This is a genomic window from Caballeronia sp. INML3B (assembly GCF_023631305.1).
GTDB lineage: Bacteria > Pseudomonadota > Gammaproteobacteria > Burkholderiales > Burkholderiaceae > Caballeronia > Caballeronia turbans.
Genome location: NZ_JALQDI010000012.1, coordinates 70,024 through 94,825 on the forward strand (window position 1 = coordinate 70,024; position 24,802 = coordinate 94,825).

The following is a 24,802-nucleotide window of genomic DNA, read 5'->3' on the forward strand; positions in this document are numbered from 1 at the left end:
TCAGCCACCCGTGACCGGCGGAAAAAACGCAACCTCACAGCCCTCGGTGATGCGCTGCGACGGATTCGTCATCACGTGATTGCACGCCATGCGCAACGCCCGGCCTTCGGCGAGCGCCTCTTCCCACACGCCGCCGCGCATGCGCAGCCAGGCGCGCACATCGCCGACATTCACCACCGTGTCCGGCACGCTGACCGTCTCGTTCGCGACGCCCAGCGCCTCGCGCACGCTCGCGAAAAACCTCAGTTCGACTTTCATATCAGTTCTGAAAATGGGATGAAGCGCACGATCTCGCCAGCGCTGATCGCATGATTCGGCGGATTGTCGATGAGACCGTCGCCCCAGACGGTCGATGTCAGCACGGCCGAGCTCTGGTTCTCGAAGAGATCGAGCCCGCCCGACGCGTTCACGCGCGCGCGCAGGAATTCGTTGCGACGGTCGCCTTTTTTCTGACTGAAGTCGGCGCGCATCGAGTAGACGCGCGGCGTGACCTTCTGCACGCCCGCAAGACGCAGCAGGAAGGGCCGCACGAACAGCAGGAACGTGCAGAAACTGGACACCGGATTGCCCGGCAAGCCGATGAAGAACGCCTCGCTGCCTTCATCGCCGCGCCGCACCGCGCCGAAGGCGAGCGGCTTGCCGGGTTTCATCGCGATCTGCCACATCGAAATGCGCCCTTCGGCCTCCACCGCCGGCTTCACGTGATCTTCCTCGCCGACCGACACGCCGCCGCACGTCAGGATCAGATCGTGATCGGTCGCCGCACGCCGCAGCGTCTCGCGGGTCGCGTCCAGCCGATCCGGCACGATGCCGAGATCGGTCACCTCGCAGCCGAACTTCGCAAGGAGCGCTCGCAGCGTGAAGCGGTTGGAGTTGTAGATCGCGCCGGGTTCGAGCGGCTCGCCGGGCATGCGCAGTTCGTCGCCGGTGAAGAAGATCGCGACACGCACGCGGCGCACGACATCGAGCTCTGCGCAACCGACCGACGCCGCCAGCCCGAGCGCCTGCGGCGTGAGGCGCGTGCCCGCGGGCAGGATCACCGAATCGCGCCTGATATCCGCGCCTTGCTGCGTGATCCACTCGCCCGCTGCGGGCGTCTGCGCGAACGCGATGCGCCCGTCATCCGCAACACGCGCCATTTCCTGCATGACGACGGCATCCGCGCCGGGCGGCACCGTCGCGCCGGTGAAGATGCGCGCGGCCGTGCCCGCCGCGAGCGGCTTCCCCGCGTGGCCCGCCGGAATGCGCTGGGACACCGGCAGTGCGACGGGCGCGCCTTCGTTCGCGCCGGCGAGATCGGCGGCGCGGACCGCGTAGCCGTCCATCGAGCTCGTATGCATGGGCGGGACGTCGAGCGGCGAGGTCACATCGGCGGCGAGCACGCGGTTGAGCGCGTCGAGCGTGCCGACGCGCTCGCGGCCGTCCACCTGACGCGCGGCGTCGAGCAAACGGCCGAGCGCATCGGCGGTGGCGAGCATCGGAGGACGGTTGGAAGCGGGTGGCGTGGTTGACATGGAGTTTGCTTCAGGCGCGCGAGGCGCCCCGATCGTGAAAAGGGACACGGCAATTCTGGTCAACTATTGTAGCGAGAAGGCAGGCATCGCACCTTCGGCTTCAGGGAAGCCAGTCATGCGACGCGACTGATGCCGCAAACCGTTTGAGTGCCTCAAAGCCGCCGCGGTGCGGTGATACACTCGCAGCACATCTCCCACGTCCATTTCCATGAAATTCTGTTCCGTCTGCGGCCACGAGGTCGGCCTCGCCATTCCGCCCGGCGACAACCGTGAGCGCTTCGTCTGCAACAACTGCGGCACGGTTCACTATCAAAATCCGCGTAACGTCGTAGGCACCGTCCCGGTGTGGGACGACAAGGTGCTGCTGTGCCGCCGCGCGATCGAGCCCCGCTACGGCTACTGGACCTTGCCCGCCGGCTTCATGGAAATGCAGGAGACGACGAGCGAAGGCGCCGCGCGCGAAACGCTCGAGGAAGCGGGCGCGCGCGTCGAGATCCAGAGCCTTTTCACCCTGCTCAACGTGCCGCACGTGCATCAGGTGCATCTCTTCTATCTGGCGCGGCTGCTCGATATCGAAGTCGATCCCGGCGAGGAAAGCCTGGAGGTGAAGCTCTTCGAGGAAAGCGAGATTCCGTGGGACGAGATCGCGTTTCCGACGGTCGGCCAGACGCTGCGCTTTTTCTTCGCCGACCGCGCCGCCGGCAATTTCACGCTGCACACGGGCGACATTTTCCGCACGCTGCGCGACGGCTGATCGCATCGCTCGCTGACATCACAGAACGCCACTCACCCGAGAACATGGTTCCCTGGCTCGCCGACGACGATCCTTTTCCGCCCGTCGAGCGCGCGCTCGGCGCGGCGAGCGGCGCGCCGGGCCTGCTCGCCGCAAGCGCGGACCTTTTGCCGTCACGGCTCATCGATGCCTACGGTCGCGGCATTTTCCCGTGGTATTCGGACGGCCAGCCCGTGCTGTGGTGGAGCCCCGACCCTCGCATGGTGCTCTTTCCGGCCGAGTTCAAGGTATCTGATTCGCTGCGCAAGACCTTGAAGCGCGTCGTGCGCGATCCGGTCTGGGAAATCCGCGTCGACGACGATTTTTCCGCCGTGATGCGCGCCTGCGCCGACACGCCGCGCGACGGCCAGCGCGGCACCTGGATCACCACGGACATCGTGGATGCGTACACCACATTGCACCGCGCGGGTAGCGCGCACAGCATCGAAACGTGGCACGACGGCGTGCGCGTCGGCGGGCTTTACGGCGTGTCGTTCGGGCGCATGTTCTTCGGCGAATCGATGTTTGCGCACAAGACCGATGCGTCGAAAATCGCGCTTGCGGCGCTCGTCGGACACTTGCGCCGCAATCAAATTGAGATGATAGACTGCCAGCAGAACACGTCGCATCTGGCGTCGCTGGGCGGCCGTGAGATCGCACGCCGCGCATTCGTGGCGCATCTCCGGCGGGCCACGGCGGAACCGGCGATCGGCTGGCGCTTCGACAAATCCGTCCTTCTCGACGTGCTGGCACGCTGAACGCTGCGCGCGACGCCCCGAGCGACACACGAAATGCAGCCGCCGCGCGCGCCCGGAAAGTGGAATCTACGCGCCGGTCGGCAACGACGAGACGACGCCTGCAAGAGCCGCCAACGTGACACATCCGAACGAGCTACCGCTGTCACCGCTTTCCGCGCTGCAATTCTATGCAACAGCGCCCTACCCTTGCAGTTATCTGGAAGGGCGCGTCGCGCGCTCGCAGGTCGCGACGCCGAGCCATCTGATCAACTCCGACGTCTACACCGAACTCGTCAAGGCCGGTTTCCGGCGTTCAGGCGTCTTCACCTATCGCCCGTATTGCGACGGCTGCCGCGCCTGCGTGCCGGTGCGCGTGCCGGTCGCGCGTTTCGTGCCGAACCGCTCGCAGCGGCGCGTGTGGAAGCAGCACGGCAATCTGGTGGCGAGCGTCGCGCCGCTGCACTACGACGAAGAACACTACGCGCTCTACATGCGTTATCAGTCGGCGCGGCATGCGGGCGGCGGCATGGATCGCGACAGCCGCGACCAGTACGAGCAGTTCCTGCTGCAGAGCCGGATCAATTCGCGTCTCGTCGAGTTCCGCGAACCCGCCGATCCTGCGCACGCGGACACGCCCGGCGCCCTGCGCATGATCAGCATGATCGACATCCTCGGCGACGGGTTGTCATCGGTGTACACGTTCTTCGAGCCGGACATGCCGAAGACGAGCTACGGCACGTTCAACATCCTCTGGCAGATCGAGCAGGCGAAGAGCCTCGACCTGCCGCACGTCTATCTCGGCTACTGGATTCGCGAAAGCGAGAAAATGGCCTACAAGGCGAATTTCCGGCCGCTGGAAGGTCTGATCGACGGACGCTGGACGCTCCTCGATCCCGCCAGCACGCAATCCGCCGGCACGCTGCCGATGCCCGGGCGCATCCACGGTCCGAGCCAGCCGAAATAGCCGCCGGAGCAACCCGCAGAGTGCGACCGGCCCGCCGTCCAAAGCCGCTAAAATAGCGGTCTTAAAAAAATCCGCCGTCGCCGGCTTTCATTTCGTGTTCAGTTCCCTCTACCCGATCGCGCGTTCGCATCTCTTCAAGATGGACGCGGAAGATGCTCATCACCTGACGCTGCGCATGCTCGGCGCCGCCGGCCGCACCGGGCTCGCCGGCATGCTCGCGAGACGCGGCCCCGATTCGCCCCGCACTGTCATGGGCATCACGTTCCGCAACCCGGTCGGCCTGGCCGCGGGCCTGGACAAGGACGGCGCGTGCATCGACGGGCTCGCCGCGCTCGGCTTCGGCTTCATCGAAGTGGGCACCGTGACGCCGCGCGCGCAGCCGGGCAATCCGCGTCCGCGCATCTTCCGGCTGCCGGAGGCGGACGCGCTCATCAACCGGATGGGCTTCAACAACCGCGGCGTCGATCAGTTCGTCGCCAACGTGAAGGCGGCGCACTATCGCGGCGTGCTGGGCCTCAACATCGGCAAGAACGCCGATACGCCGATCGAGCGCGCCGCCGAGGACTACCTTTACTGCCTCGAGCGCGTCTATCCGTTCGCGAGCTATGTGACGATCAACATTTCGTCGCCGAACACGAAGAATCTGCGGCAGCTGCAAGGCGCGGGCGAGCTCGATTCGCTGCTGGGCGCACTGAAGGAGAAGCAGGCGCGTCTTTCCGACCTGCACGGCAAGCTCGTGCCGCTCGCGCTCAAGATCGCGCCCGACCTCGACGACGAGCAGATCAGGTCGATCGCGGGCACACTGCTCGCTCACAAGATCGACGGCGTGATCGCCACGAACACGACGCTCTCGCGCACCGCTGTGACCGGCATGAAGCACGGCGACGAAGCGGGCGGCCTGTCGGGGCGGCCAGTCTTCGACGCATCCAACGAGGTGATCCGCAAGCTGCGCGCGGAAGTCGGCACGGAGGTGCCGATCATCGGCGTGGGCGGGATTTTCTCGGGCGAGGACGCGCGCGCGAAGCTCGCGGCGGGCGCGTCGCTCGTGCAGCTTTACACGGGGCTGATTTATCGCGGTCCGGCGCTTGTCCGCGAATGCGTCGACGCGCTCGCGTGAACGAGCCGATCCCGCATATAGACATGAGCAAACGGTATTACGCGGCGATTGCATTCTCACTATGATCGCCGCATCCGAAAAAAACGCTGTGCCCATCAAGAGGAAAACAACACAATGAAACTGTCCACGCTCAAGAAACTCGTCGCTGCCAGCCTGATCGGCGCGGCATTCACCGCCGTCACCACCGCGGCACACGCCGACGACCTGCTCGATCAGGTCAAGCAGCGCGGCACGCTGCGCGTCGGCCTGGAAGGCACCTTCCCGCCGTTCAACTCGAAAGCGCCGAACGGCGAGCTGGTCGGCTTCGATGTCGATATCGCCAAAGCCGTCGCCGCCAAGCTCGGCGTGAAGCCCGAGTTCGTCACGACCGAATGGAGCGGCATCATCGCGGGCCTGCAGGCAGGCAAGTTCGATGTGATCGTGAACCAGGTCGGCATCACCGACGCGCGCAAGCAGACGCTCGACTTCTCGCCGGCGTACACGTATTCGAACGCGCAATTGATCCAGCGTTCGGACGACAAGCGCGAGTTCAAGACGCTCGAAGAACTGAAGGGCAAGAAGCTCGGCGTCGGACTCGGCACGAACTACATGGACATGGCGAAGTCGGTGCCGGGCATCGACGTGAAGACCTATCCGGGCGCGCCCGAGTATCTGCGTGACCTCGCCGCCGGCCGTCTCGACGCGGCGCTCAACGACCGCCTGATGCTCGCGTATCTGCTGAAGAATTCGCAGTTGCCGCTGCGCACGGGCGCGAATGTCGGCGCGGGCAATCCGTCGGGCATTCCGTTCAAGAAGGGCAATCCGAAGTTCGCGAAGGCAATCGACGACGCGATGAACCAGCTCGAAGCGGACGGCACGTTCACGAAGATTTCGGACAAGTGGTTCGGCATCGACGTGACGAAGCCCGCGAAGTAAGTCTGCGCTTCTGGCGCTTCAGGGCGGCATCGTTCGACGGTGCCGCCCTTCGCTTTTTCCTCGCCGGTTATGATGTGCCGAATTTTCTGACTCGCCACGCCGGTTCTTTCACGTTCCCCCGTCCATGTCCACGACATCCCTGCTCGTTCAATCGGCGCCCGTGCTGGCGCAAGGCGCGCTGCTGACAATCAAGTTCGCGCTCTATTCGATGTTCTTCGGCCTCATCGCGGCCGTCGTGCTGGCGTTGATGGGCATCAGCCAGAATCGCGCGCTCGTCGCGATCGGTCGCTGCTATGTGAGCGTGATGCGCGGCACGCCGCTGCTCGTGCAGATTTTCGTCATCTACTATGGCCTGCCGAGCCTCGGCATCTCGCTCGAGCCCACACCCGCGGGCGTGATCGCGCTGTCGGCGAACGTCGCCGCGTATCTGTCGGAAAGCATGCGCGGCGCGATCCTCGGCATCCACACCGGACAGTGGCTCGCGGCCTATAGCCTCGGGTTGTCGCGCACGCAGACGCTGCGCTACGTGATCGGGCCGCAGGCGCTGCGCATCGCGGTGCCGAGCTTGTCGAACAGTCTCATCAGTCTGATCAAGGACACGTCGCTCGTCTCGGTCATCACCGTGACCGAGCTGTTGCGAAGCGCGCAGGAAGTGATCGCGGCGACCTATCAGCCGCTGCCGCTCTATCTCGCGGCGGCGTTCGTCTACTGGATTCTGTGCAGCGTGCTCGAATTCGTGCAGCGGATTTTCGAACGGCGTCTCGCGCTGCCGGGACGACACTGAGCGACATCGACGAAAAAGAGCCGCTGAAAAGCGGCTTTTTCGTATCAGTCGGTCTCGAAGGGAAAGCGCAGCTTCAGATCGCGCCGCGCGGCGTCGATGATCGCGATCATGCGCATCGACATCGCGTGCGGCATCACCGGGCTTTCCGTTTCGCCCGCGCGCAGCAGCTCGCAAAAATGCGCGGTTTCGTAGTTGAGGCCGCCGCCCGTGAAAGGCTCGTCGAGTTCGATCTTGCGTCCGTCGGTGTACGCAATCGTCGCGCGCGCCGGATTCCACCAGTTTTCGTGGATCGTCACCGTGCCGAGCGTGCCGCCGATGAGCGCATCGCCGCGGCCTTGCAGATCGAGTCCGCAGAACAATTGCGCGATGCCGCGTTCGTGGCGCACGTTCAGGCTCGCGAACACGTCGACGCCGGTGGCGCCGAGGCGGCCGATAGTCTGCACGTCGAGCGCCTCGCCGAGCCAGTCGACCGCAAGAAACGCCTCGTAGATACCGATGTCGAGCAGCGCGCCGCCGCCCGCTTCGAGCGAGAACGACGGGTGATCGAGCGGCACGTGCGCGATCGAGCAACCCGCGCGCACGAGCCCGATTTCGCCGATGGAATCGTGCTCCAGATGCGCGCGCAGGCGGCGATACAGCGGATAAAACGGCGGCTTCATCGCTTCCATGAAGAGCAGCTTCGCCGCGCGCGCCGCGTCGATCATGCGCTGCAGATCGCGCGCGCTCACGGCGGCGGGCTTTTCGCACAGCACGGGTTTGCCCGCCGCGAAGGCGCGCAACGCGTATTCCGGGTGACTGTCCTGCAAGGTCGCGATGTAGAGCGCGTCGACATGGTCGAGCATCGCGTCGAATTCGTCGAACGCGCGTGCATCGAATGCGTCGGCCAATGCGCGCGCCGGTTCCGCGCGGCGCGACCAGACGGCCGCGAGGCGCGCGCCATCGACATGCGCGAGGCTTTCGGCGAAGCGCCGCGCGATGCGTCCCGCGCCGACGATGCCCCAGCGTATCGTTGCTGCGTTGATGTTCGTGTCGGTCAATCCTGCCTCCATGCGCCATGTTCGTCGTGCGACGCATTGTGCCTGATTGCATCGCATGTCGAATTCGCACGGCGCGCAGACGGCAAAAAGCCGGGACATGTCCCGGCTCCATGCTTGCGGCCCGATGGTCTCCTACGTCGCGCTATTTGAGGACGTCACACTCCCGCGGACGCATTCACATTCGGCGAGGCGGGCTGACTGTTCACCCGCTCCAGCGAGAACGCGCGGCCCACTTCTTCCGCGGCCAGATCGACGAGCGCGCGCGTCGCGGATTCGGCGGCGGCGGAATCCTTCGCCTCGATCGCCTCGACGACGCTCTTCTGCGCCGCGAGCGTCGCCTCACGCACGGACTCGATGCCGTCCACGATAGGATTGACCGTCACCAGCGCGCCGCGCACGATCGCCGTCATCTGGCGAAAGAACTGGTTGCCGCTCGCCGCGACGATGCGCGTGTGCAGCACCTCGTCGGCCGCCTGATACTCCGGCTCGCCGACCTGCAGGCGCGAGAGCGTGTCGAACGCGTCGCGGATGCCGGCGATCTCGTCCGGCGTCGCCCGTGCGGCGGCCAGCGCTGCCGCGCGCGGCTCGATCAGCATTCGGAATTCGATTACATCGCGCAAAAATGTCTGATCGGGCTTGGCGCGAAATCTCCAGCTCACCACGTCCTCGTCGATGAGACGCCAGTCGCTCATCGGACGAATACGTGTGCCCGTTTTCGGCCGCACGTCCAGCATGTGCCGCGCGAGCAGCATCGAGAGCGCCTCGCGCATGACGGTGCGGCTCACGTCGAACTCCTTCGAGAGGATGTCCTGCGGTGGCAGTATCGCGCCATATTTTTGCTCGACGATGCCGGAGACCAGTCCGTCCATGACCTTCGCCACCAGCGATCGCTCTTTGTTGTCATCCATCTCGCTTCTCCCCTTCTCGCCTGTTCCGTAGCCGTATGTATGAGCGCATCGCTTTCGCTTTCCCCGGGCTGCGAAAGGCACGACGAGTTCCCGACAGGCCCATTCGTCGTGCTAGATACGTTGCGTCTTCGTTGCTTCGAATGCCAGTTGGGAAACACCTGACAGGGTAATCCCTCTGACGTCGATATTTCGTCGATTCTTACCGCTTCGCGTGTATCCGCTGCACTCGCGCCGCGCGCGCGCAGGCATTCATCAGGGAAACTGAAGAATGGCGGCGTCGCAGCGCGGCGGGTGCGTTTTTCGGTCCCTTATGTCCTCGGACCGATCATGCACTCATTTGAGCAAGCATCTCGTAGGCGTTCTGTGCGAACGCGAACGGAAGGCCGCTGGCATGGGCCTTTTGTATGATCGGACGGTTTGAACGAAAGCACCGTGGCGCGGTGCGAGCGCGGCGATTCGTCAGCCCTATGCTTAAATCGCGCCATCCGTTGCTCGAGGCCTTCGCGCATCGAGCGCGAGCCGCTGGCGCTGCATCGCTTCGCGTTCCGTGAGCGTGTGCTGATAGACCGCCATGTAGTCGCTGCTTACTCTCTCGACCGAGAGCGGCTGCAGGTTTTGCCGCGCACGCGCCGCGAACTGGCCGCGCGCCTGCCCGTCGAGCAGGAGCCAGCGCAGTTTCGCCGCCGCCTGCTCGATATCGCCTGCGGGCACGAGCACGCCTGCCGCACCGTCGTCGAGCATTTCGGGAATGCCGCCCACGCGTGTCGAGACGATCGCGCAGCCCGCCTCGCGCGCCTCGGCGATCACGAGCGGCCCCGGATCCTGACGCGACAGGAGCGCGAAAATATCCGCGCTCGCGAAATAGGGCCGCGGATCGGCGACAAAGCCGGCGAAGTGCATGATCTCCGCGATGCCGAGCTCTGCCGCGAGTGCTTCCATCGATGCTCGCTCGGGGCCATCGCCGACGAGATACAGATGCGGCTCGGCCATGAACTCCCGCTCGCTCTCCGACTGCTCGCGCACGAGCGCGAACGCTTGCAGCAGATCCGCGATGCCTTTCCTGCGATACATGCCCGCCACGCAGACGATGTTCGGATGCCTAAGGCGCAGCGGCTTCGCGGCGGGCCGGCACACGAGGCGCGGCGCGCCCACGGCGCCGTTGAGCACGATCGACATGCGCCCGGGATCGATGCCGCGCGCCTCCAGATCCAGCGCGAGCGCGCGGCTCACGGCGACCATGCGATCGCCCGCGCGCACGAGCGATGCGCTTTTCTGCAGTTCATGATGAACCGTCGTCACGAGCGCGAAACGGCGCCGCATGCTGGAAAAACGCGAGATGAGCGCACCGGTCATCATGTGCGCATGCACGATGTCGGGATCGAAACGATCGATGAGACGATTGAAGCCCGCGATCATTGACGGCACGCGCCAGGGCTGCCGCGATTGCTGCAGCGGAATATGCAGGATGCCGTGACGGCGCAGGAGCGGCTCGAACCCGCCGCCGGACGACGCGATCACGACATCCTGACCCATGCTCGCCTGCATGCAGGCGAGATCGACCATCATGTTGACGGTGCCGTTGCCGATCGTCTGCGCGTGATTGGCGAGATGGACTATTCGCATGAGATAGGCTGTTTTTGCGCTCGCCGGCGCTGGCCGGCTGCGTCGATCTTATTGTTTCGAGGACACGCTTGGTTATTGCGCCGCTATTTCGTCGCTATTGCGCCTTCCTTGCCTCGATGCCCGGATGGTCTACGCCTTCAATGCCGCCGACTCGTGCGTTCCTTTGCGTCGCTCGTGGCGCTTACAGCAACTCGTACGTGGTGGCGCGCTCGCTCGGCGCGAACCGCGCCTTGCCCGTGCCGGACGTCTCGCGCGGCTGACGGCTCTTTCTCGTCAGACCGATGTAGGGCATGCCATGCTCGAGGAACGGGCCTTCGGTCTTGCGAAAGCCGAACGCCTCATAGAAGCCTCGCAGACTCACGGGCGCGCTCAGGCGCACGCCGCGGCCGGGCCAGCGCTCGGCGGCCACCGCCAGCACGCGTTCGATCAGAGCGTGCGCGGTGCCATCGCCACGACGCAGCGGGCTCGTCAAGATCTTGTCCACCACGACCTCCGGATCTTCCGCATCGCCTTCGTGAATGCGTGCATAGGCGAGCACGGGCATCGAGCGGCTCATGTCTTCGGCGGCGAATACATGCGTACCGGTTTCGTCGCGGCCATCCGGATCGAGATGGACATGCGACTGTTCGACGACGAACACCGCACTGCGCGCGCGCAAAATCAAATAAAGCTCACGCGCAGTGAGTTGTTCGAAATCCAGGGTTTTCCAGTTCATCGATTATCTCCATGCTTTACCGGCAATTACCGGCGTTACGACGATTGAACGTTACGTGCCGGCCCGCCCGGAATCAGTGCGCCATCGCACCGACCCACGCCTCGCGCGCCTTTCAAATAAGCTCGACCACACGCAAAAAGGCGTCCCGGGGAAAAAGACGCCTGCCCGACGATCGACACGACCACGCAACAGCCCTTCGATGCGGGCTGCCGCGCGCGTTCGCATGGCGTCGATAGCGCTCGCGTAATACGGCACCTTCATGGGAAAATCACAATGCATACCGCCATCGAACGCGACAGAGACGCACAACGAAAAGGACACTCGCTCGGACGCGCACGCGGTATCGAACGCCGGCCCTGCCGGCCCGAGGTCACGGCATGAGCGCGTTCCATACGAGCGGTGTGACGGATTCAGGCGCGAGTCGTTCCCGCGTCGTATCGCTCGATCCTTTACGCATGCGTGCGCGGCGCCATCATGCGCATGCGCTGCATCGCGGCGAGCGCATCTGGCGCGAGGCCGTCGCGCCCGTCGATCTGTGGATTGAAATCCTGCACGGCAACGGGCTCGAACCGCGCGCCGCGCTGGCCTTCACCGTTGCTCAGGACTTCGAAGCCGATCAGTTCACGCTCGGCAAGCTGCCGCTGGACGACATCGAAACGCTCTATGGCCTGCAAGTTCAGGAGCTTTCCGTGTTCGATTCGCTCGAAGAGCGCGCACTCGTGCAGACGCGCCGCGCGAACATCGTGCTCGTCGAAGTGGATGCGTTCTTTTTGCCCGACATGCGCACGGCGTCGTATCACCGCGAACATGCGAAAACGACCATCGGCATCGATGTGATCGATCCCGACGCGCGGCGTCTCGGCTACTTTCATCACACGGGTTATCACCTGCTCGACGGTGACGATTACGACGGCGTACTGCGTTCTCAGGCGACGCCGCAGCCCGCACTCTTTCCGCACGTCGAATTCGTCAAGCGGGTACGGGAACCGGTGTCCGGCACGCCGCTCGCCGAGGCCTCCGCCGACGCGCTGTGCGCGCATCTGTTACGGCGTCCGATGCACAACCCCATCGCGCGCTGGCGCGCTGCCTTTCCCGAGCATGTCGATACGATGATCGCGCGCGGCGAATCGTACGCGCGCCTTTACGCGTTCAATGTGATGAGACCGCTTGGGGCCAACTTCGAATTGCTCGCGCATTACCTGCAATGGATGCGCGAACAAGGCTTCGACATTCCCGTTCAGACGCACGCGGGCGCACGAAAGATCGCAAGCGAAACGATGGTCATGCAGTGCCGGCTCGCGCGTGCGCTTTCGCGCGGACGTCACGAGCTTTGCGAGGCATCGTTCGACGCCATCGAGGACGCGTATGAACGCGTTATTCCTCCGCTCGCGAATATCGTGTGTTGACCGAATGCGGGCGCAATCGCATTACGCGCCGATTTGTATAAGCAAACGCTTGTCGCTTAAACATATTCGAACCGCTAATTCAAGGGGTTTTTCACTCGCTTACCTGAATTGTGACGTCGGTTCGTGACTTCGTTATGTCTTCACTGCAATTCGGGCGATGGGTTTTTGCATGCTTAAATCGGTGCCGCATGAAATTGTCCGCGATGAAACATTTCCGGGCACCGCGCCTCGCATGGTCCAGATGTATCTCAAAGTATCGATCCGACGAAATGCGCGCAAACGTTTGACGAAGAAACGCCGTCGCTTGTGGCGCCTGACAGGTTAGCGCAAGCCCTGTGTGAGCCATTCCGCGTGCGGTTGAGCGCTCGGTGCACGCGCACATGCGAGTCCCCGCGTACCGATTTTTCACTTCGTGCAAGCGACGCATCCTTTCCGCTTCATGAAGCGCCTCGCGGCAGACTTTTCCGATCGCCCGCGATACCCCGTCTGGCAAGGCTCCGGGGGCAATCGAGCGCTGGCGAAAATGACGGGCGTTAGCAAGCCCGCTAGGGCGATGGAACATGGATGAATCATTTTCCATTGTCCCTACGAAAGAAGGTGTGCTGTCGAGGGGATGTCGACCTGTGAGGCCTGTCGCACGGTGATTGCAAAACTCTGAACCGCCAAACGGGGGGATTGCGCTGATGAAACGTATCGGTGCCCGCGCGCATTCCTAAGACCACCGATGTTCAAGACTGAAACAAAAACGCCGCGCTGCGCTGCAATACAAAAACCGCCTTATTTATGAGGCCCCGCCAGCATTGCGATTGCGCGCATTGGCACAGTCCTCGCTAATAGAGTCGCGCAACCCGAAAAAACGCGAAACAACAAATTCAATCCACGCGTGAACGGGCGGCTACGGGGCTGGCGAGATGCTTCATCGACGGGTTCGCTACGAGACCACAGTCGAAAACGATCACGCCAGTAAATAAAAACTGAAGCGCAACGCGCGAAGTTACGAGAGAGAACAAATCATGCTGACCCTCCAGTCCGACCTGCACGGCAACCATCTGCTTGGCGCACTTCCGGCCCACGAATGGCAGGCGCTCACGCCGCATCTCGAACTCGTGCAACTGCGCACCGAGCAACTGCTGTGCGACTCAGGCCAACGTATTCACCACGTTTATTTCCCGACGACGGCGATCATCTCGCTGCTGCATACGATGGAAGACGGCGGCTCGGTCGAGATCGCCGCGGTGGGCCGCGAAGGCATGACGGGCGTGCCCGTGCTGACGGGGGGCGAAACGATGCCGACGCGCGTGCAGGTGCAGTGCCCGGGCTTCGCCTATCGCATGAGCGCGCAGGCCCTGCGCGAACAGTTCGGCCGCTCGGACTTCCTGCGCCGCCTGATGCTGCTCTATATGCAAGCGCTTCTCACGCAGGTCGCGCAGACGGCCGCGTGCAACCGGCATCACTCGTTGAACAAGCAACTTTGCCGCTGGCTGCTGATCGAAATCGATCGCACCGCGTCCAACGAGCTGCAAGTCACGCAGCAACTGATCGCCGACATGCTCGGCGTGCGCCGCGAAGGCGTAACCGAAGCGGCCGGCAAGCTTCACGACGCGGGTCTCATTCATCACAGCCGCGGCTGCATCAAGGTCGTGGATCGCGAGGGACTCGAAGCCCGCGCCTGCGAGTGCTATGGGCTCGTCAAGCGAGAGTTCGACCGACTGCTCCCGCGTCTTCGTGCAACCGAGGCGGCCTCTGCCTCCAGTGTTTAACGGCTTGGATTAATGCAAGAAAAAAATCACGACTTGTTTTCATGGCTGGCACGTTGTCTTGATGTCTGTCTCATCATCGCGGGCGGATTGATCGCGCATGACGTACGCTTTTCCTCGCTCGATTTCAGCGATATCGAAAGGCTTCTGATCGCGTTCAACTCCGCACTCGCTCTTCTGCTTTTCCCGGCTTTCGGCGTGTACGAGACCTGGCGCGGCAAGCCGTTCGCCATGATGCTGGCGCGCGTCACGCTGGCGTGGATGGCGGTGGTCGCCGCGGGCCTTCTGCTCGCGTTCACGCTGCATCGCATGGATACCGTGTCGCGGCTGTGGTTCGCGTATTCCACGCTCATATCCGGCGCGCTCATCATCGCGGCGAAACTGCTGGCGTATTCAGCCTTGCGCCTGATGCGCGGGCGCGGCCTGAACCAGCGCACCGTGGCGATCGTCGGCGCGCAAGGCTTCTCGCGCACCTTGCTCGCGCATCTGTGCAGCACGCCCGAGCAGGGCTTCACGCCCGTGTGCGTGCTGGACACGACCGGGGACGCGGAACTGCATGCGACCGGCGCAGGCGGCGTGAACGCCCCGACGACGGCAATCGGCATGGGAGGCAATCGTTTGCCCGTGCTGAACGACTTCGACGATCTCGTGGACAAAGTGCGCGCCGAAGGCATCGACGAAGTGTGGCTCGCGCTGCCCCTGTCGCAGGAGCACACGATCTACCGGTTCGTGCACGCGCTGCGGCACGACTTCGTGAATCTGCGGCTGATTCCGGACACGCGCAGCATCTCGCTCTTCAATCATTCGATGACGGATGTCGCCGGACTCGCGACCATCGACCTGACGGCGTCGCCCGTCAATTCGTTGCAGATGTGGCCGAAGATGCTCTTCGACCGCCTCTTCGCGGCGACGGCGCTCCTCGCGCTGTCCCCTCTGCTGATCGCGATCGCGATCGCCGTGAAGACGACGTCGAAGGGTCCGGTGTTCTTCACGCAACATCGCAAGGGCGCGGACGGACGGCCGTTTCGCATCTACAAATTCCGCTCGATGGGCGTGCATCGGGAGCACAAGGGTCACGTGACGCAGGCGACGCGCAACGATCCGCGTGTGACGAAGGTCGGCGCGATTCTGCGGCGCACGAGTCTCGACGAGCTGCCGCAGTTCCTGAATGTGCTGTTCGGGCACATGTCGGTCGTCGGTCCGCGCCCGCACGCGCTCGAGCACGACGATCTCTACAAGGACCTCGTCTACGGCTACATGTTCCGCTACCGCATCAAGCCTGGCATCACGGGCTGGGCGCAAGTGAACGGCTATCGCGGCGCGACGGAAAAAGTGGAGCAGATGCAGAGCCGCGTGAAGTTCGACCTCTTCTACATCCAGAACTGGTCGTTCTGGTTCGACATCAAGATCGTCGCGATGACGATGTTCAAGGGATTCATCGGACGCAACGCGTACTGATCGATTCAGCAGCAGAAAGCGCGGCACGCCCACGTCGGGCGGCCGCGCGTTTTGTCTTTACTTGTAGTCGATGCGCTCGACGCCCGTTTCGGTGCCGAGCAGACAGATGTCCGCGCCGCGCGCGGCGAACAGCCCGACCGTGACGACGCCGGGCCACGCATTGATCCGTGCTTCGAGCGCGCGCGGATCGGTGATCGACAGGCCCTTCACGTCGATGATTTCGTTGCCGTTGTCGGTGATGAACGGCGAGCCGTCCTTCGTCACACGCACGATCGGCACGCCGCCGAGCGCCGCGAGCTTGCGGCCGATCGCGGTGCGGGCCATCGGCACGACTTCCACGGGCAGCGGGAACGTGCCCATCACCGGCACGCGCTTGCTCGAATCGGCGATGCACACGAACACGTCCGCCACAGACGCGACGATTTTCTCGCGTGTGAGCGCGCCGCCGCCGCCCTTGATCATCGCGCCGCTCGCGTCGATTTCATCGGCGCCGTCGACGTAGATCGAGAGCGTCTCGATGTCGTTCAGATCGAACACCTTGAAGCCGTGCGATTCCAGTCGCGCAGTCGTCGCGAGCGAACTCGACACCGCGCCGCGATAACGCGCCTTCGACTTCGCGATGGCGTCGATGAAACAGTTGGCCGTCGATCCGGTGCCGACGCCGATGATCGCGCCTTCCGGCACGTTCGCGTTTACGTAGTCGGCTGCGGCCTGGCCGACGAGTTGCTTGAGTTCGTCTTGAGTCATGGGAGCGGTGCTGCTTATCGGTGAAAAACGGAATTTTATCGGAGCGCGCGAGGCGCATCCTCCGATCATGCCATCGCGCGCAGGAAGCCGAGCGGATCGTGCGAGCGCGCGACCGATGCGATGAACGCGAACACGATAATCGCCAGAACGCCATACACGGCGCGCGCGCCCTTCGTGCGACCGCGCTTGAGCGCAAACGTGCCGAGCACGACATAGACGACGAGGCCCGCGATTTTTGCGCCGAGCCACGCGGCGTTCGCGGAGAAGCCGATGATCGCGACCAGCGCGATGGCGCTTGCGAGCAACAGCGTGTCGACGATGTGCGGGAGGATTTTCGTCGCGCGCGTCGTGAGGAGCCGCGAATTCGTCAGCATCCAGATCCAGCGCAGCACGAAACCGGCGATGGACACGCCCGCGAAGATCATGTGGAGCGCGCGCAGCGGCAGAAAATAGTCGCTCATCGGGCTTCCTTTTAGTTGGAGAAGTACTTGTCGAGCAAGGCTTGGGCGATGGCGTCGCTTTCCGCGTCCGCATTGCCCGCGTAGTCCGACGGACGGAAGTGCATCTGGAAGGCGCTGAAAACGCGGCGTGTCTTCTCGTCAAGCACGCCGTCGGTCGCGATGTCGTAACCGTAGCGCTTCAGCTTTTCCTGCAGCGCGCGCACGTCGCTCGGCGCTTTGGGATCGCGTCCGGCGAGATGTGCGGCCACGGTTGCGTCGTCGGGCCATGCGCCCACGCCGGCATCGTATAGCGCTCGCCACGGAAAAAGCGGGCCCGGGTCGATCTTGCGTTGGGGTGCGATATCGCTATGGCCGACGACGCGCGTCGGCGGGATCCGGCAGCGCGCGACGATATCGCGCGAGAGTTTGATGAGCGCGTCGATCTGCGCGGGCGGATACGGCTGCCACTTGCGGTCGCCGCCTTGTTCACCGATAGGCCCGAGGTTCACATTCTCGATGCCGATCGAGGACGCGTTCAGTTCCGTCGCGCCTTGCCAGGAACTCACGCCGGCGTGCCAGGCGCGCTTGTCTTCGGGCACCAGCTGATAGACGACAGGCTCGCCCTTTTCGATGCGGGGGGCGTCGGGGACCACGTAATGCACGCTGACCTGATCGCCCGTGAGCACCGCGAGCGATCGTGTCTCGTCGATCTCCGTGTAGTGCATCACGAGGAAACGGACGCGGGAGTCGGCGTTTTTGGCGTGATACCGGGTGTCGGCGATGTAGGTGCCGCGGTCGATCTGGGTGGTGGTGCAGGCGGTGAGGATGCACATCGATATCGATGCGGCTAAGCCGAGCGCTTTTCTTATGCCTATCACGATTGCCTTTCCCGGATCGATCGCACGTGCATCCAGTGAATCTGCAGCGCTTCGCGACTTGGTCGTTGCTGAGGATGCTTCGGCAAACGAAGCAAACGTCCTTCGAGCGAGGCGTATTCGCTTTCTCGCAGCGCTGGAGCGATCGACACTTCGTGAGTCAACGGATCGATCGCGATCAACGCGCGGTCGTAGAGTGTGTGCAAGTCGGCGCGCAGCAAGAGTCCGTTTCGGACGTCGTTGGTTTCCGGGCCCATGTAGCCGCAGATGTGAGCGGCTTCGAGAACCTGTGGGACATCGCAGCCCGTTAGCGCGCAACGCTGTTCATAGGCATTGAGCAAGGCCTTGCGGAACGCGGGCTGCCCTTGACGCATGACGATGGCGGAGAGTGTCTTTTTGCGGGCATCTTCGATACTCGAGGGATTGAAAGCTCCGCTTGCTTCGACTTGCGCCCCCGCCTCGGTTTCGGCCTTGATTTCGGCCTGCGCGGGCCTCTCGGCTTCGCGCCGCAACGTGAAACTCGTGGGCATCGAGCCTTGGTGCGAGACGTATTCGAAGGAACCTTCGTACTTGAATCCAGCGCCCGGGTACTCGTACTTTCTCGTGCGATAAAACAGCAGAAGCTCGATGCCACGAAGCCGATGTTCGACGATCAACGAGTCTGAACGTCCAGCGTTCTGCCCTTGCCAGTGCAGGACGTCGCCTTCGAGCTTATCGACATACTGAACACGGTCCGGCGTTTTCGTCTCGGTGACGAACAGCAGAACCGAATCGAAACCCGCTGGGCGGAACACGCCCGTATTGATCGTCGCGTCCTGGGTATCGAGAACACCCTTCAACTGCTCGCGCGTGTACACGCTTTTTGCGGCGAGCAGATCACTAAGTCGGTTTAACGCCATGACTGATGTTCGAAGCTTCGAATTGCCGATGTGACTAGTGGACGCCGGCCGTTACTTCTTCACCTGCCTCTGCCTCACCGCCTCGAACAAGCAAACCCCGCTCGCCACCGACACATTCAAACTCTCGACCGTCCCCGACATCGGGATATTCATGACCTCGTCGCACGTCTCGCGCGTGAGCCTGCGCATACCCTCGCCTTCCGCGCCGACGACGATCGCCACGGGGCCGTCCAGCTTCGTCTCATAGAGCGAAGCCGTCGCCTCGCCCGCCGTTCCGATCACCCACACGCCCGCGTCCTTGAGCTCGCGCAGGGCGCGCGCCAGATTCGTCACGGTGATGTACGGCACGCTCTCGGCCGCCCCACTCGCCACCTTTGCCGCCGTCGCGTTCAACCCGGCGGAGCGGTCGCGCGGCGCGATCACCGCGTGCGCGCCGGCCGCATCCGCGACGCGCAGGCACGCGCCGAGGTTATGCGGATCGGTGACGCCGTCGAGCACCAGCAGCAACGGCGTGCCCGAGATGCCGTCGAGCAGTTCCGCCAGGTTCTGCGCGAGCGGAAGATCGTTCGCGCGCGCGACGATACCCTGATGCTGGATGTTGCCCGCGAGCCCCCACAGGCGCGATTCGTCCGCCGCGATCAGCCGCACGCCCGCTTCCTTCGCGGTCCGCAGAAAGTCCTGCATGCGCCGGTCCTTGCGTGTGGGGTCGTACAGCACCTCCTCGATCGAGGATGCGTCCGCGCGCAAACGTGCGGTCACTGCGTGAAATCCGTATAGAACCTTGAGACGTGACATGACTGATTCGAACCTTCGGTGAAAACTTGAAAAGCACGACGCGGTCCGAAGCACGAAGCATCGGACCGCGCGTATTCGATGGCGGCAGTATCGCGCCCCGCCCTAACGCTTCTTGCGCGCCGGCCGCCCCTGCGGCGCCGACTTCGACGCCGCACCGCGTTTCTTCGCCGCGCCAGCGCGCGGGTTTGTCGAAATCGGCGCACCCTTTTTCGTGCCGCCACGGGCGCGCGTGCCCGGCAGGTCGTCGTCGCCGAACGGGCGGATACGCGGTCCCGCCCCGCCATTGCCGACGTTCGCGGGCTCGCCCGCAACCACCGGCGGACGCGGCGCCGGCGGCTTCACCGGCGTATCGCGGACGAGCCGGAAATCGATCTTGCGCGCATCGAGATCGACGCGGCCCACCTGCACACGCACGCGATCCGACATCCGGTAGCGGATGCCCGTGCGCTCGCCGCGCAGTTCGTTCTTGATCTCGTCGTACTGGAAATAATCCGAGCCGAGTTCGGTCACGTGCACGAGACCCTCGATGAAAAGGGAATCCAGCTGCACGAAGATGCCGAACGACGTCACGCCGTTCACCATGCCGCCGTATTCCTCGCCGAGCTTGTCGCGCATGAAGTAGCACTTGAGCCACGCCTCGACATCGCGCGAGGCTTCATCGGCGCGGCGTTCGTTCGACGAGCAATGCAGACCGAGCTCCTCCCAGATCGCGACGCTGTTGCGCGCGCGGCCTCGCGCGGTGTCGTCGGCTTTCTGCATCTCGCGCGCCGCTTTCGTGAGGCCGGTGCTCAGCGATACATCGTGACCGATGTCCGGCAGATACTTCTTACCCTGCAAGATCGCGTAGATCGCGCGATGTGTGAGCAGGTCGGGATAGCGTCGAATCGGGCTCGTGAAGTGCGCGTACGCCTCATACGCGAGTCCGAAATGGCCGATATTGTCCGGGCTGTACACGGCTTGCTGCATCGAGCGCAATACCATCGATTGCAGCATCTGGGCATCGGGCCGGTCGCGGATCTGCGCGATCAGCGCGGCGTAATCGCTCGCGTGGGGCTTCGCACCGCCGGTCAGCGTGAGGCCGACGCCGCGCAGGAACGTGCGCAGATTCTCCAGCTTCTCTTCCGTCGGCCCGGCATGCACGCGATACAAACCCGGATGCTTGTTGCGCTTCAGGAAGTCGGCCGCGCAGACGTTCGCGGCCAGCATGCATTCCTCGATCAGTCGATGCGCGTCGTTGCGATGACGCGGCACGATCTGCTCGATCTTGCCCTGCGAGTTCACGACGATGTAGGTCTCGGTCGTATCGAAATCGATCGCGCCGCGTTTCTGGCGCGCGGCATGCAGCGACTTGTACACGCCGTAGAGATCCTGCAACTGCGGCAGGATATCGGCGCGCTTCGCCGCTTCCGGACCCTTCGTATTGGTGAGCACGGCCGCGACTTCGGTGTACGTAAGACGCGCCGCCGAATGCATCACGCCCGGATAGAACTGATACGCCTTGATTTCGCCGCGCGCCGTGATGACCATATCGCACACGAGCACGCAGCGGTCGACATTCGGATTTAGCGAACACAGTCCGTTCGACAGCTTTTCCGGCAGCATCGGAATCACGCGGCGCGGGAAGTACACCGACGTGCTGCGATCGAGCGCATCGACGTCGAGCGGCTCGCCGGGCCGCACATAATGCGACACGTCCGCGATCGCGACCAGCAGGCGGAATCCCTGACCGCGCCCGACCGCGACCGGCTCGCAATAGACGGCGTCGTCGAAGTCGCGCGCGTCCTCGCCATCGATGGTGACGAGCGGCACGTCGCGCAGATCGACGCGATGGCGGATATCCACCGGGCGCACTTCGTCGGGCAGCTTGGCGGCCGAGCTCAGCGCGGCGTCACTGAACTCATGCGGCACGCCGTATTTGCGCACCGCGATCTCGATCTCCATGCCGGGATCGTCGATATCGCCGATCACTTCGGCCACGCGCCCGAGCGGCTGCGAGTGACGGCTCGGGAAATCCGTCAGATCGACGGACACCACTTGTCCGACCTTCGCCTTCTTCGGATTTTGCGTGATGAGGATGTCGTGACCGATGCGCTTGTCTTCCGGCACCAGAATGAGCGCGCCGTTCTCGTTGACGAGGCGTCCGATGATGCGCTTGTTCGCGCGATCGGTCACCTCGACGATATGCCCTTCCGGCCGCCCGCGCCGGTCATATCCGACGATGCGCGCGAGCACGCGGTCGTTGTGCATGACCTTCTGCATTTCGCCGTTGGGCAGGAACAGATCGTCCTGACCGTCGTCGCGGATCAGGAAGCCGAAGCCGTCGCGATGTCCCTGTACGCGGCCCGCCACAAAATTCGACGGATGCGTGAGTTGATAGTGGCCGCGCTTGTCGAGGCGGATTTGCCCGTCGCGTTCCATTGCCGCCAGTCGCTTGAAAAATCCTTCGCGCTCCTGGCGCTTGATCGACAGTGCCTCGGCAATGTCGTTCGCGGCATGCGGTGTCTCGCTCGTGCGCAGCACGCCGAGAATTTCTTCGCGGCTCGGAATCGGATACGGATATTTGCTCAAGGGCGTAGTCGTGATTTTTCTCGTTGGACGGGACTTTTGCGGTGCTTTGCAACCAATAATGCGGTCATCGTTGCGGGTCATTCTAACACCCGTCTTTTCAGCCTCACGGGGCTGGCAAGCCGATACGGCGCGCCCGGCGCGTCGTTACGCGCATTGCTACGAAACGCTTGACAGGCACATTGGGGTCGCTATAATGGCGTTCTTTGCTGGACGCAAAGCAGATTTGCAGCACACGCACCCTTGCCCAGGTGGCGGAATTGGTAGACGCACTAGGTTCAGGTCCTAGCGGTGGCAACACCGTGGAGGTTCGAGTCCTCTCTTGGGCACCAGATGTTTGGAAAAGCCACCTTCGGGTGGCTTTTCCTTTTTGTGCAGGGACCGTGTTTTCGATTCAGCTTAGTCGTATGACTTTGCAGTTGACACGGTGCCGGTTCCCGCTAAAATAGCGGGCTCGCTGTACCCCTTGGCCCAGGTGGCGGAATTGGTAGACGCACTAGGTTCAGGTCCTAGCGGTGGCAACACCGTGGAGGTTCGAGTCCTCTCCTGGGCACCAAGGTCCCTCTTTCGCGATACGCTGATTCAAGCGCATCGCACGCAAAAGCCCCACGCATCGTCGTGGGGTTTTTTGTTTCCCGCCTTCATTTTCTATTCGATTTTCTTTCGTTTCTGATTCGGCTCTCTCCATACCGAATTGAAACTGAATCGAATCCGTATTCTCCGATTCATATCGCTCACGCGCGAACGCGGATTCGCCCGCTCGCTTAAGCAATCGATTAATCGACGGCGTACACTCGCACGGACGAAACCCCGCAACGCCCGGTCCACGCGCCTGCGGCCGTTTCGCTAATTGCTAAACCGCACAAGCAACCCTCGCCAATCGATTATCGAATCGGAGAAACTGGCAATGAGCTGGACGCGCGAACAAAGAAACGTGACGATTGCCGCCTATTTGGGCTGGACCCTCGACGCATTCGATTTCTTTCTGATGGTCTTCGTATTGAAGGATATCGCCGCGGAATTCAATACGAAGATCCCGGACGTCGCCTTCGCGATCACGCTCACGCTGGCGATGCGCCCGCTGGGCGCCCTGCTCTTCGGCCGGCTCGCGGACAAATTCGGCCGCCGCCCCACGCTGATGATCAACATCGCGTGCTACTCGCTGATCGAGTTGCTTTCCGGCCTCTCCCCGAATCTCACGACGCTGCTCATCCTGCGCGCACTCTTCGGCATCGCGATGGGCGGTGAGTGGGGCGTCGGATCGGCACTGACGATGGAAACCGTGCCGACCGCCGCACGCGGCGTCGTTTCGGGGCTTTTGCAGGCGGGCTATCCGAGCGGCTATTTGCTTGCGTCGATCGCTTTCGGCGTGGTGTACCCGTTCGTCGGGTGGCGCGGGATGTTCTTCATCGGCGTCGCGCCTGCCCTGCTCGTGATGTACGTGCGTGCGCACGTGCCTGAATCGCCGGCGTGGCGTGCGATGGAAAAGCGCCCGCGCCCCGGCCTCATCGCCACGCTCAAGCGAAACTGGACGCTCTCGCTCTACGCAATCGTGCTGATGACCGCGTTCAATTTCTTCTCGCACGGCACGCAGGATCTTTATCCGACCTTCCTGCGCGAGCAGCATCATTTCGATCCGCATACCGTGTCGCTCATTACGATCACGCTGAATGTCGGCGCGATCGTCGGCGGGCTGTTTTTCGGGGCGCTGTCTGAGAAGATCGGCCGGCGAGTGACGATTTTCATCGCCGCGTTGATCGCGTTGCCGGTGCTGTATCTGTGGGCATTCTCGACGACGCCTCTCATGCTCGCGATCGGAGCGTTCCTCATGCAGATCTCGGTGCAAGGCGCGTGGGGCGTGATTCCGGTCCATTTGAACGAAATCTCGCCCGATGAGATTCGCGCGACCTTCCCCGGACTCGTGTACCAGCTCGGCAACTTGCTCGCGGCGGTGAACGCGACGATGCAGGCGTCGCTCGCCGCATCGCACGGCAACAACTACGGCATGGCGATGGCGATCGTCGCGGGCGTCGTCGCCGTGGTGATCGCGGGGCTGATTTTCTTCAGCCACGAGCGCAGAGGCATCGATATGACGCGCTCCGCGCGCGAAGCAGGCGCCACGGGATAGCCGTGCCCAACGGAGACTGCCTCGCATTGCGCGGGGGCGACGCATTCAACCGCGCGATTCGAAATGCAATCCCGTGGCGCCACGCTCATGAACGCGAGGTGCCGGAAAGGCGAGCATCCGCAACAGGGAATTCGTATTCCGCGGACGCAGCGCAACGACGCCTTGCAGTCCCTTTCGATACCGGTAGACCGTCGCCTCCGACACGTTCACGCCGCGCGAAACCGCCGCGACCGACGCGCCGTGCTGCAACAGCGCCAGCGCCTGAAATTTGCGTTTGGGATCGATCCGTCCTCCGGCGGCGGCGCTCGGCGATACTTCGATCACGCGAATATCCTTGTGCAGCATTTCGAGCGCGGCCCCTTCCAGCGACGTGGAGCGATAAGCATAGCCACCATCTTCGTTGCCGAACACATAAAGCCTGTTGTCGTAGATGTAGCTTTGGTCGATCGCCGCGATCTCTCGAAATAGCGAGTTGATTTTTAGCTCCACCGGGTAAACACATTTGTTTAGGAACACTTATTCTCCTGTTGCTGCTTGTTCAGGGCAGGTGATTGCTGCCTACAGGAGGAGTTCTGTAGTTTTGCGATCGTCGTGAGCGGGTCTGCCAACTCACTCACGACATGTCCTACGGGTCCCGGCTCCGCGC

23 protein-coding genes and 2 tRNA genes are annotated in these 24,802 nt (G+C 63.3%); 12 read left to right on the forward strand and 13 right to left on the reverse strand.

What is annotated here, in order from left to right:
- Both moaD and glp read right to left on the reverse strand, forming a co-directional pair.
- Window positions 1-258: a molybdopterin converting factor subunit 1 gene (gene moaD / locus NCS58_RS08525; RefSeq protein WP_062262081.1), complete on the reverse strand. Its 258-nt coding sequence runs from the start codon at window positions 256-258 to the stop codon at window positions 1-3.
- A complete protein-coding gene (gene glp / locus NCS58_RS08530) occupies window positions 255-1,478 on the reverse strand; it encodes a gephyrin-like molybdotransferase Glp (protein ID WP_409219272.1) in 1,224 nt (407 codons plus the stop codon). The genes moaD and glp overlap by 4 nt, the downstream gene beginning before the upstream one ends.
- A gap of 244 nt (window positions 1,479-1,722) precedes the next feature.
- On the opposite strand from glp, the gene NCS58_RS08535 reads away from it, so the two are divergent.
- The 6 genes from NCS58_RS08535 (at window position 1,723) to NCS58_RS08560 (ending at window position 6,803) form a co-directional block, all read left to right on the forward strand.
- Window positions 1,723-2,268, forward strand: a complete 546-nt coding sequence (locus tag NCS58_RS08535; protein ID WP_035501055.1) for an NUDIX hydrolase — start codon at window positions 1,723-1,725, stop codon at window positions 2,266-2,268.
- A gap of 44 nt (window positions 2,269-2,312) precedes the next feature.
- Window positions 2,313-3,044: a leucyl/phenylalanyl-tRNA--protein transferase gene (gene aat, locus NCS58_RS08540; RefSeq protein WP_061120380.1), complete on the forward strand. Its 732-nt coding sequence runs from the start codon at window positions 2,313-2,315 to the stop codon at window positions 3,042-3,044.
- A 115-nt stretch (window positions 3,045-3,159) separates the two neighbouring features.
- Window positions 3,160-3,987 carry an arginyltransferase gene (locus NCS58_RS08545; protein WP_250538229.1) on the forward strand — a complete coding sequence of 276 codons (828 nt, stop codon included), beginning with the start codon at window positions 3,160-3,162 and terminating at the stop codon, window positions 3,985-3,987.
- A 94-nt stretch (window positions 3,988-4,081) separates the two neighbouring features.
- Window positions 4,082-5,104 carry a quinone-dependent dihydroorotate dehydrogenase gene (locus NCS58_RS08550; protein ID WP_061120382.1) on the forward strand — a complete coding sequence of 341 codons (1,023 nt, stop codon included), beginning with the start codon at window positions 4,082-4,084 and terminating at the stop codon, window positions 5,102-5,104.
- A 114-nt stretch (window positions 5,105-5,218) separates the two neighbouring features.
- Window positions 5,219-6,019: a cystine ABC transporter substrate-binding protein gene (locus NCS58_RS08555; RefSeq protein WP_061120383.1), complete on the forward strand. Its 801-nt coding sequence runs from the start codon at window positions 5,219-5,221 to the stop codon at window positions 6,017-6,019.
- Between the two features lie 124 nt (window positions 6,020-6,143).
- Window positions 6,144-6,803: an amino acid ABC transporter permease gene (locus tag NCS58_RS08560; protein ID WP_061120384.1), complete on the forward strand. Its 660-nt coding sequence runs from the start codon at window positions 6,144-6,146 to the stop codon at window positions 6,801-6,803.
- A gap of 44 nt (window positions 6,804-6,847) precedes the next feature.
- Here NCS58_RS08560 and NCS58_RS08565 read toward each other — a convergent pair whose 3' ends face one another.
- The 4 genes from NCS58_RS08565 to NCS58_RS08580 all read right to left on the reverse strand — a co-directional run bounded on the left by NCS58_RS08565 (window position 6,848) and on the right by NCS58_RS08580 (window position 11,086).
- Complete coding sequence (locus tag NCS58_RS08565) at window positions 6,848-7,852, reverse strand: Gfo/Idh/MocA family protein (protein WP_250538230.1); 1,005 nt, start codon at window positions 7,850-7,852, stop codon at window positions 6,848-6,850.
- 143 nt (window positions 7,853-7,995) lie between these two features.
- Window positions 7,996-8,748, reverse strand: coding sequence for a FadR/GntR family transcriptional regulator (locus NCS58_RS08570; protein WP_061120386.1), 753 nt, complete (start codon window positions 8,746-8,748; stop codon window positions 7,996-7,998).
- 471 nt (window positions 8,749-9,219) lie between these two features.
- Complete coding sequence (locus tag NCS58_RS08575; RefSeq protein WP_250538231.1) at window positions 9,220-10,371, reverse strand: glycosyltransferase family 4 protein; 1,152 nt, start codon at window positions 10,369-10,371, stop codon at window positions 9,220-9,222.
- A 181-nt stretch (window positions 10,372-10,552) separates the two neighbouring features.
- Complete coding sequence (locus NCS58_RS08580) at window positions 10,553-11,086, reverse strand: GNAT family N-acetyltransferase (protein WP_061120388.1); 534 nt, start codon at window positions 11,084-11,086, stop codon at window positions 10,553-10,555.
- A gap of 377 nt (window positions 11,087-11,463) precedes the next feature.
- Between NCS58_RS08580 and NCS58_RS08585 the strand changes: the two genes are divergently transcribed.
- The 3 genes from NCS58_RS08585 to NCS58_RS08595 all read left to right on the forward strand — a co-directional run bounded on the left by NCS58_RS08585 (window position 11,464) and on the right by NCS58_RS08595 (window position 15,707).
- Complete coding sequence (locus NCS58_RS08585) at window positions 11,464-12,492, forward strand: DUF1839 family protein (RefSeq protein WP_250538232.1); 1,029 nt, start codon at window positions 11,464-11,466, stop codon at window positions 12,490-12,492.
- Between the two features lie 1,013 nt (window positions 12,493-13,505).
- Window positions 13,506-14,252 carry a Crp/Fnr family transcriptional regulator gene (locus NCS58_RS08590; RefSeq protein WP_014191659.1) on the forward strand — a complete coding sequence of 249 codons (747 nt, stop codon included), beginning with the start codon at window positions 13,506-13,508 and terminating at the stop codon, window positions 14,250-14,252.
- Window positions 14,253-14,285: 33 nt separating this feature from the next.
- Entirely contained in the window at window positions 14,286-15,707 is a 1,422-nt protein-coding gene (locus NCS58_RS08595; RefSeq protein WP_061120402.1) for an undecaprenyl-phosphate glucose phosphotransferase, read from the forward strand.
- A gap of 57 nt (window positions 15,708-15,764) precedes the next feature.
- Here NCS58_RS08595 and rpiA read toward each other — a convergent pair whose 3' ends face one another.
- From rpiA to rnr, 6 genes are all read right to left on the reverse strand, one after another.
- Entirely contained in the window at window positions 15,765-16,454 is a 690-nt protein-coding gene (rpiA, locus tag NCS58_RS08600; RefSeq protein WP_250476723.1) for a ribose-5-phosphate isomerase RpiA, read from the reverse strand.
- A gap of 65 nt (window positions 16,455-16,519) precedes the next feature.
- Complete coding sequence (locus tag NCS58_RS08605) at window positions 16,520-16,915, reverse strand: SirB2 family protein (RefSeq protein ID WP_250476724.1); 396 nt, start codon at window positions 16,913-16,915, stop codon at window positions 16,520-16,522.
- An 11-nt stretch (window positions 16,916-16,926) separates the two neighbouring features.
- Window positions 16,927-17,727 (reverse strand): N-acetylmuramoyl-L-alanine amidase, encoded by an 801-nt coding sequence (locus tag NCS58_RS08610; protein ID WP_250476725.1) that lies wholly within the window; start codon window positions 17,725-17,727, stop codon window positions 16,927-16,929.
- A 41-nt stretch (window positions 17,728-17,768) separates the two neighbouring features.
- Window positions 17,769-18,668 (reverse strand): HNH endonuclease, encoded by a 900-nt coding sequence (locus NCS58_RS08615; RefSeq protein ID WP_250538233.1) that lies wholly within the window; start codon window positions 18,666-18,668, stop codon window positions 17,769-17,771.
- 51 nt (window positions 18,669-18,719) lie between these two features.
- The gene (rlmB, locus tag NCS58_RS08620) at window positions 18,720-19,463 is read right to left on the reverse strand and encodes a 23S rRNA (guanosine(2251)-2'-O)-methyltransferase RlmB (protein WP_250538234.1); all 744 of its coding nucleotides are present in this window, start codon (window positions 19,461-19,463) and stop codon (window positions 18,720-18,722) included.
- A 102-nt stretch (window positions 19,464-19,565) separates the two neighbouring features.
- A complete protein-coding gene (gene rnr / locus NCS58_RS08625) occupies window positions 19,566-22,031 on the reverse strand; it encodes a ribonuclease R (protein WP_250538235.1) in 2,466 nt (821 codons plus the stop codon).
- A 242-nt stretch (window positions 22,032-22,273) separates the two neighbouring features.
- Here rnr and NCS58_RS08630 point away from each other — a divergent pair.
- From NCS58_RS08630 to NCS58_RS08640, 3 genes are all read left to right on the forward strand, one after another.
- Window positions 22,274-22,360: transfer RNA gene (locus NCS58_RS08630), tRNA-Leu, on the forward strand.
- Window positions 22,361-22,497: 137 nt separating this feature from the next.
- Window positions 22,498-22,584: transfer RNA gene (locus tag NCS58_RS08635), tRNA-Leu, on the forward strand.
- Window positions 22,585-22,935: 351 nt separating this feature from the next.
- Window positions 22,936-24,156: an MFS transporter gene (locus NCS58_RS08640; RefSeq protein WP_250538236.1), complete on the forward strand. Its 1,221-nt coding sequence runs from the start codon at window positions 22,936-22,938 to the stop codon at window positions 24,154-24,156.
- Window positions 24,157-24,201: 45 nt separating this feature from the next.
- Here NCS58_RS08640 and NCS58_RS08645 read toward each other — a convergent pair whose 3' ends face one another.
- Window positions 24,202-24,672, reverse strand: coding sequence for a helix-turn-helix domain-containing protein (locus NCS58_RS08645; RefSeq protein ID WP_250538237.1), 471 nt, complete (start codon window positions 24,670-24,672; stop codon window positions 24,202-24,204).
- Window positions 24,673-24,802 lie beyond the last annotated feature (130 nt).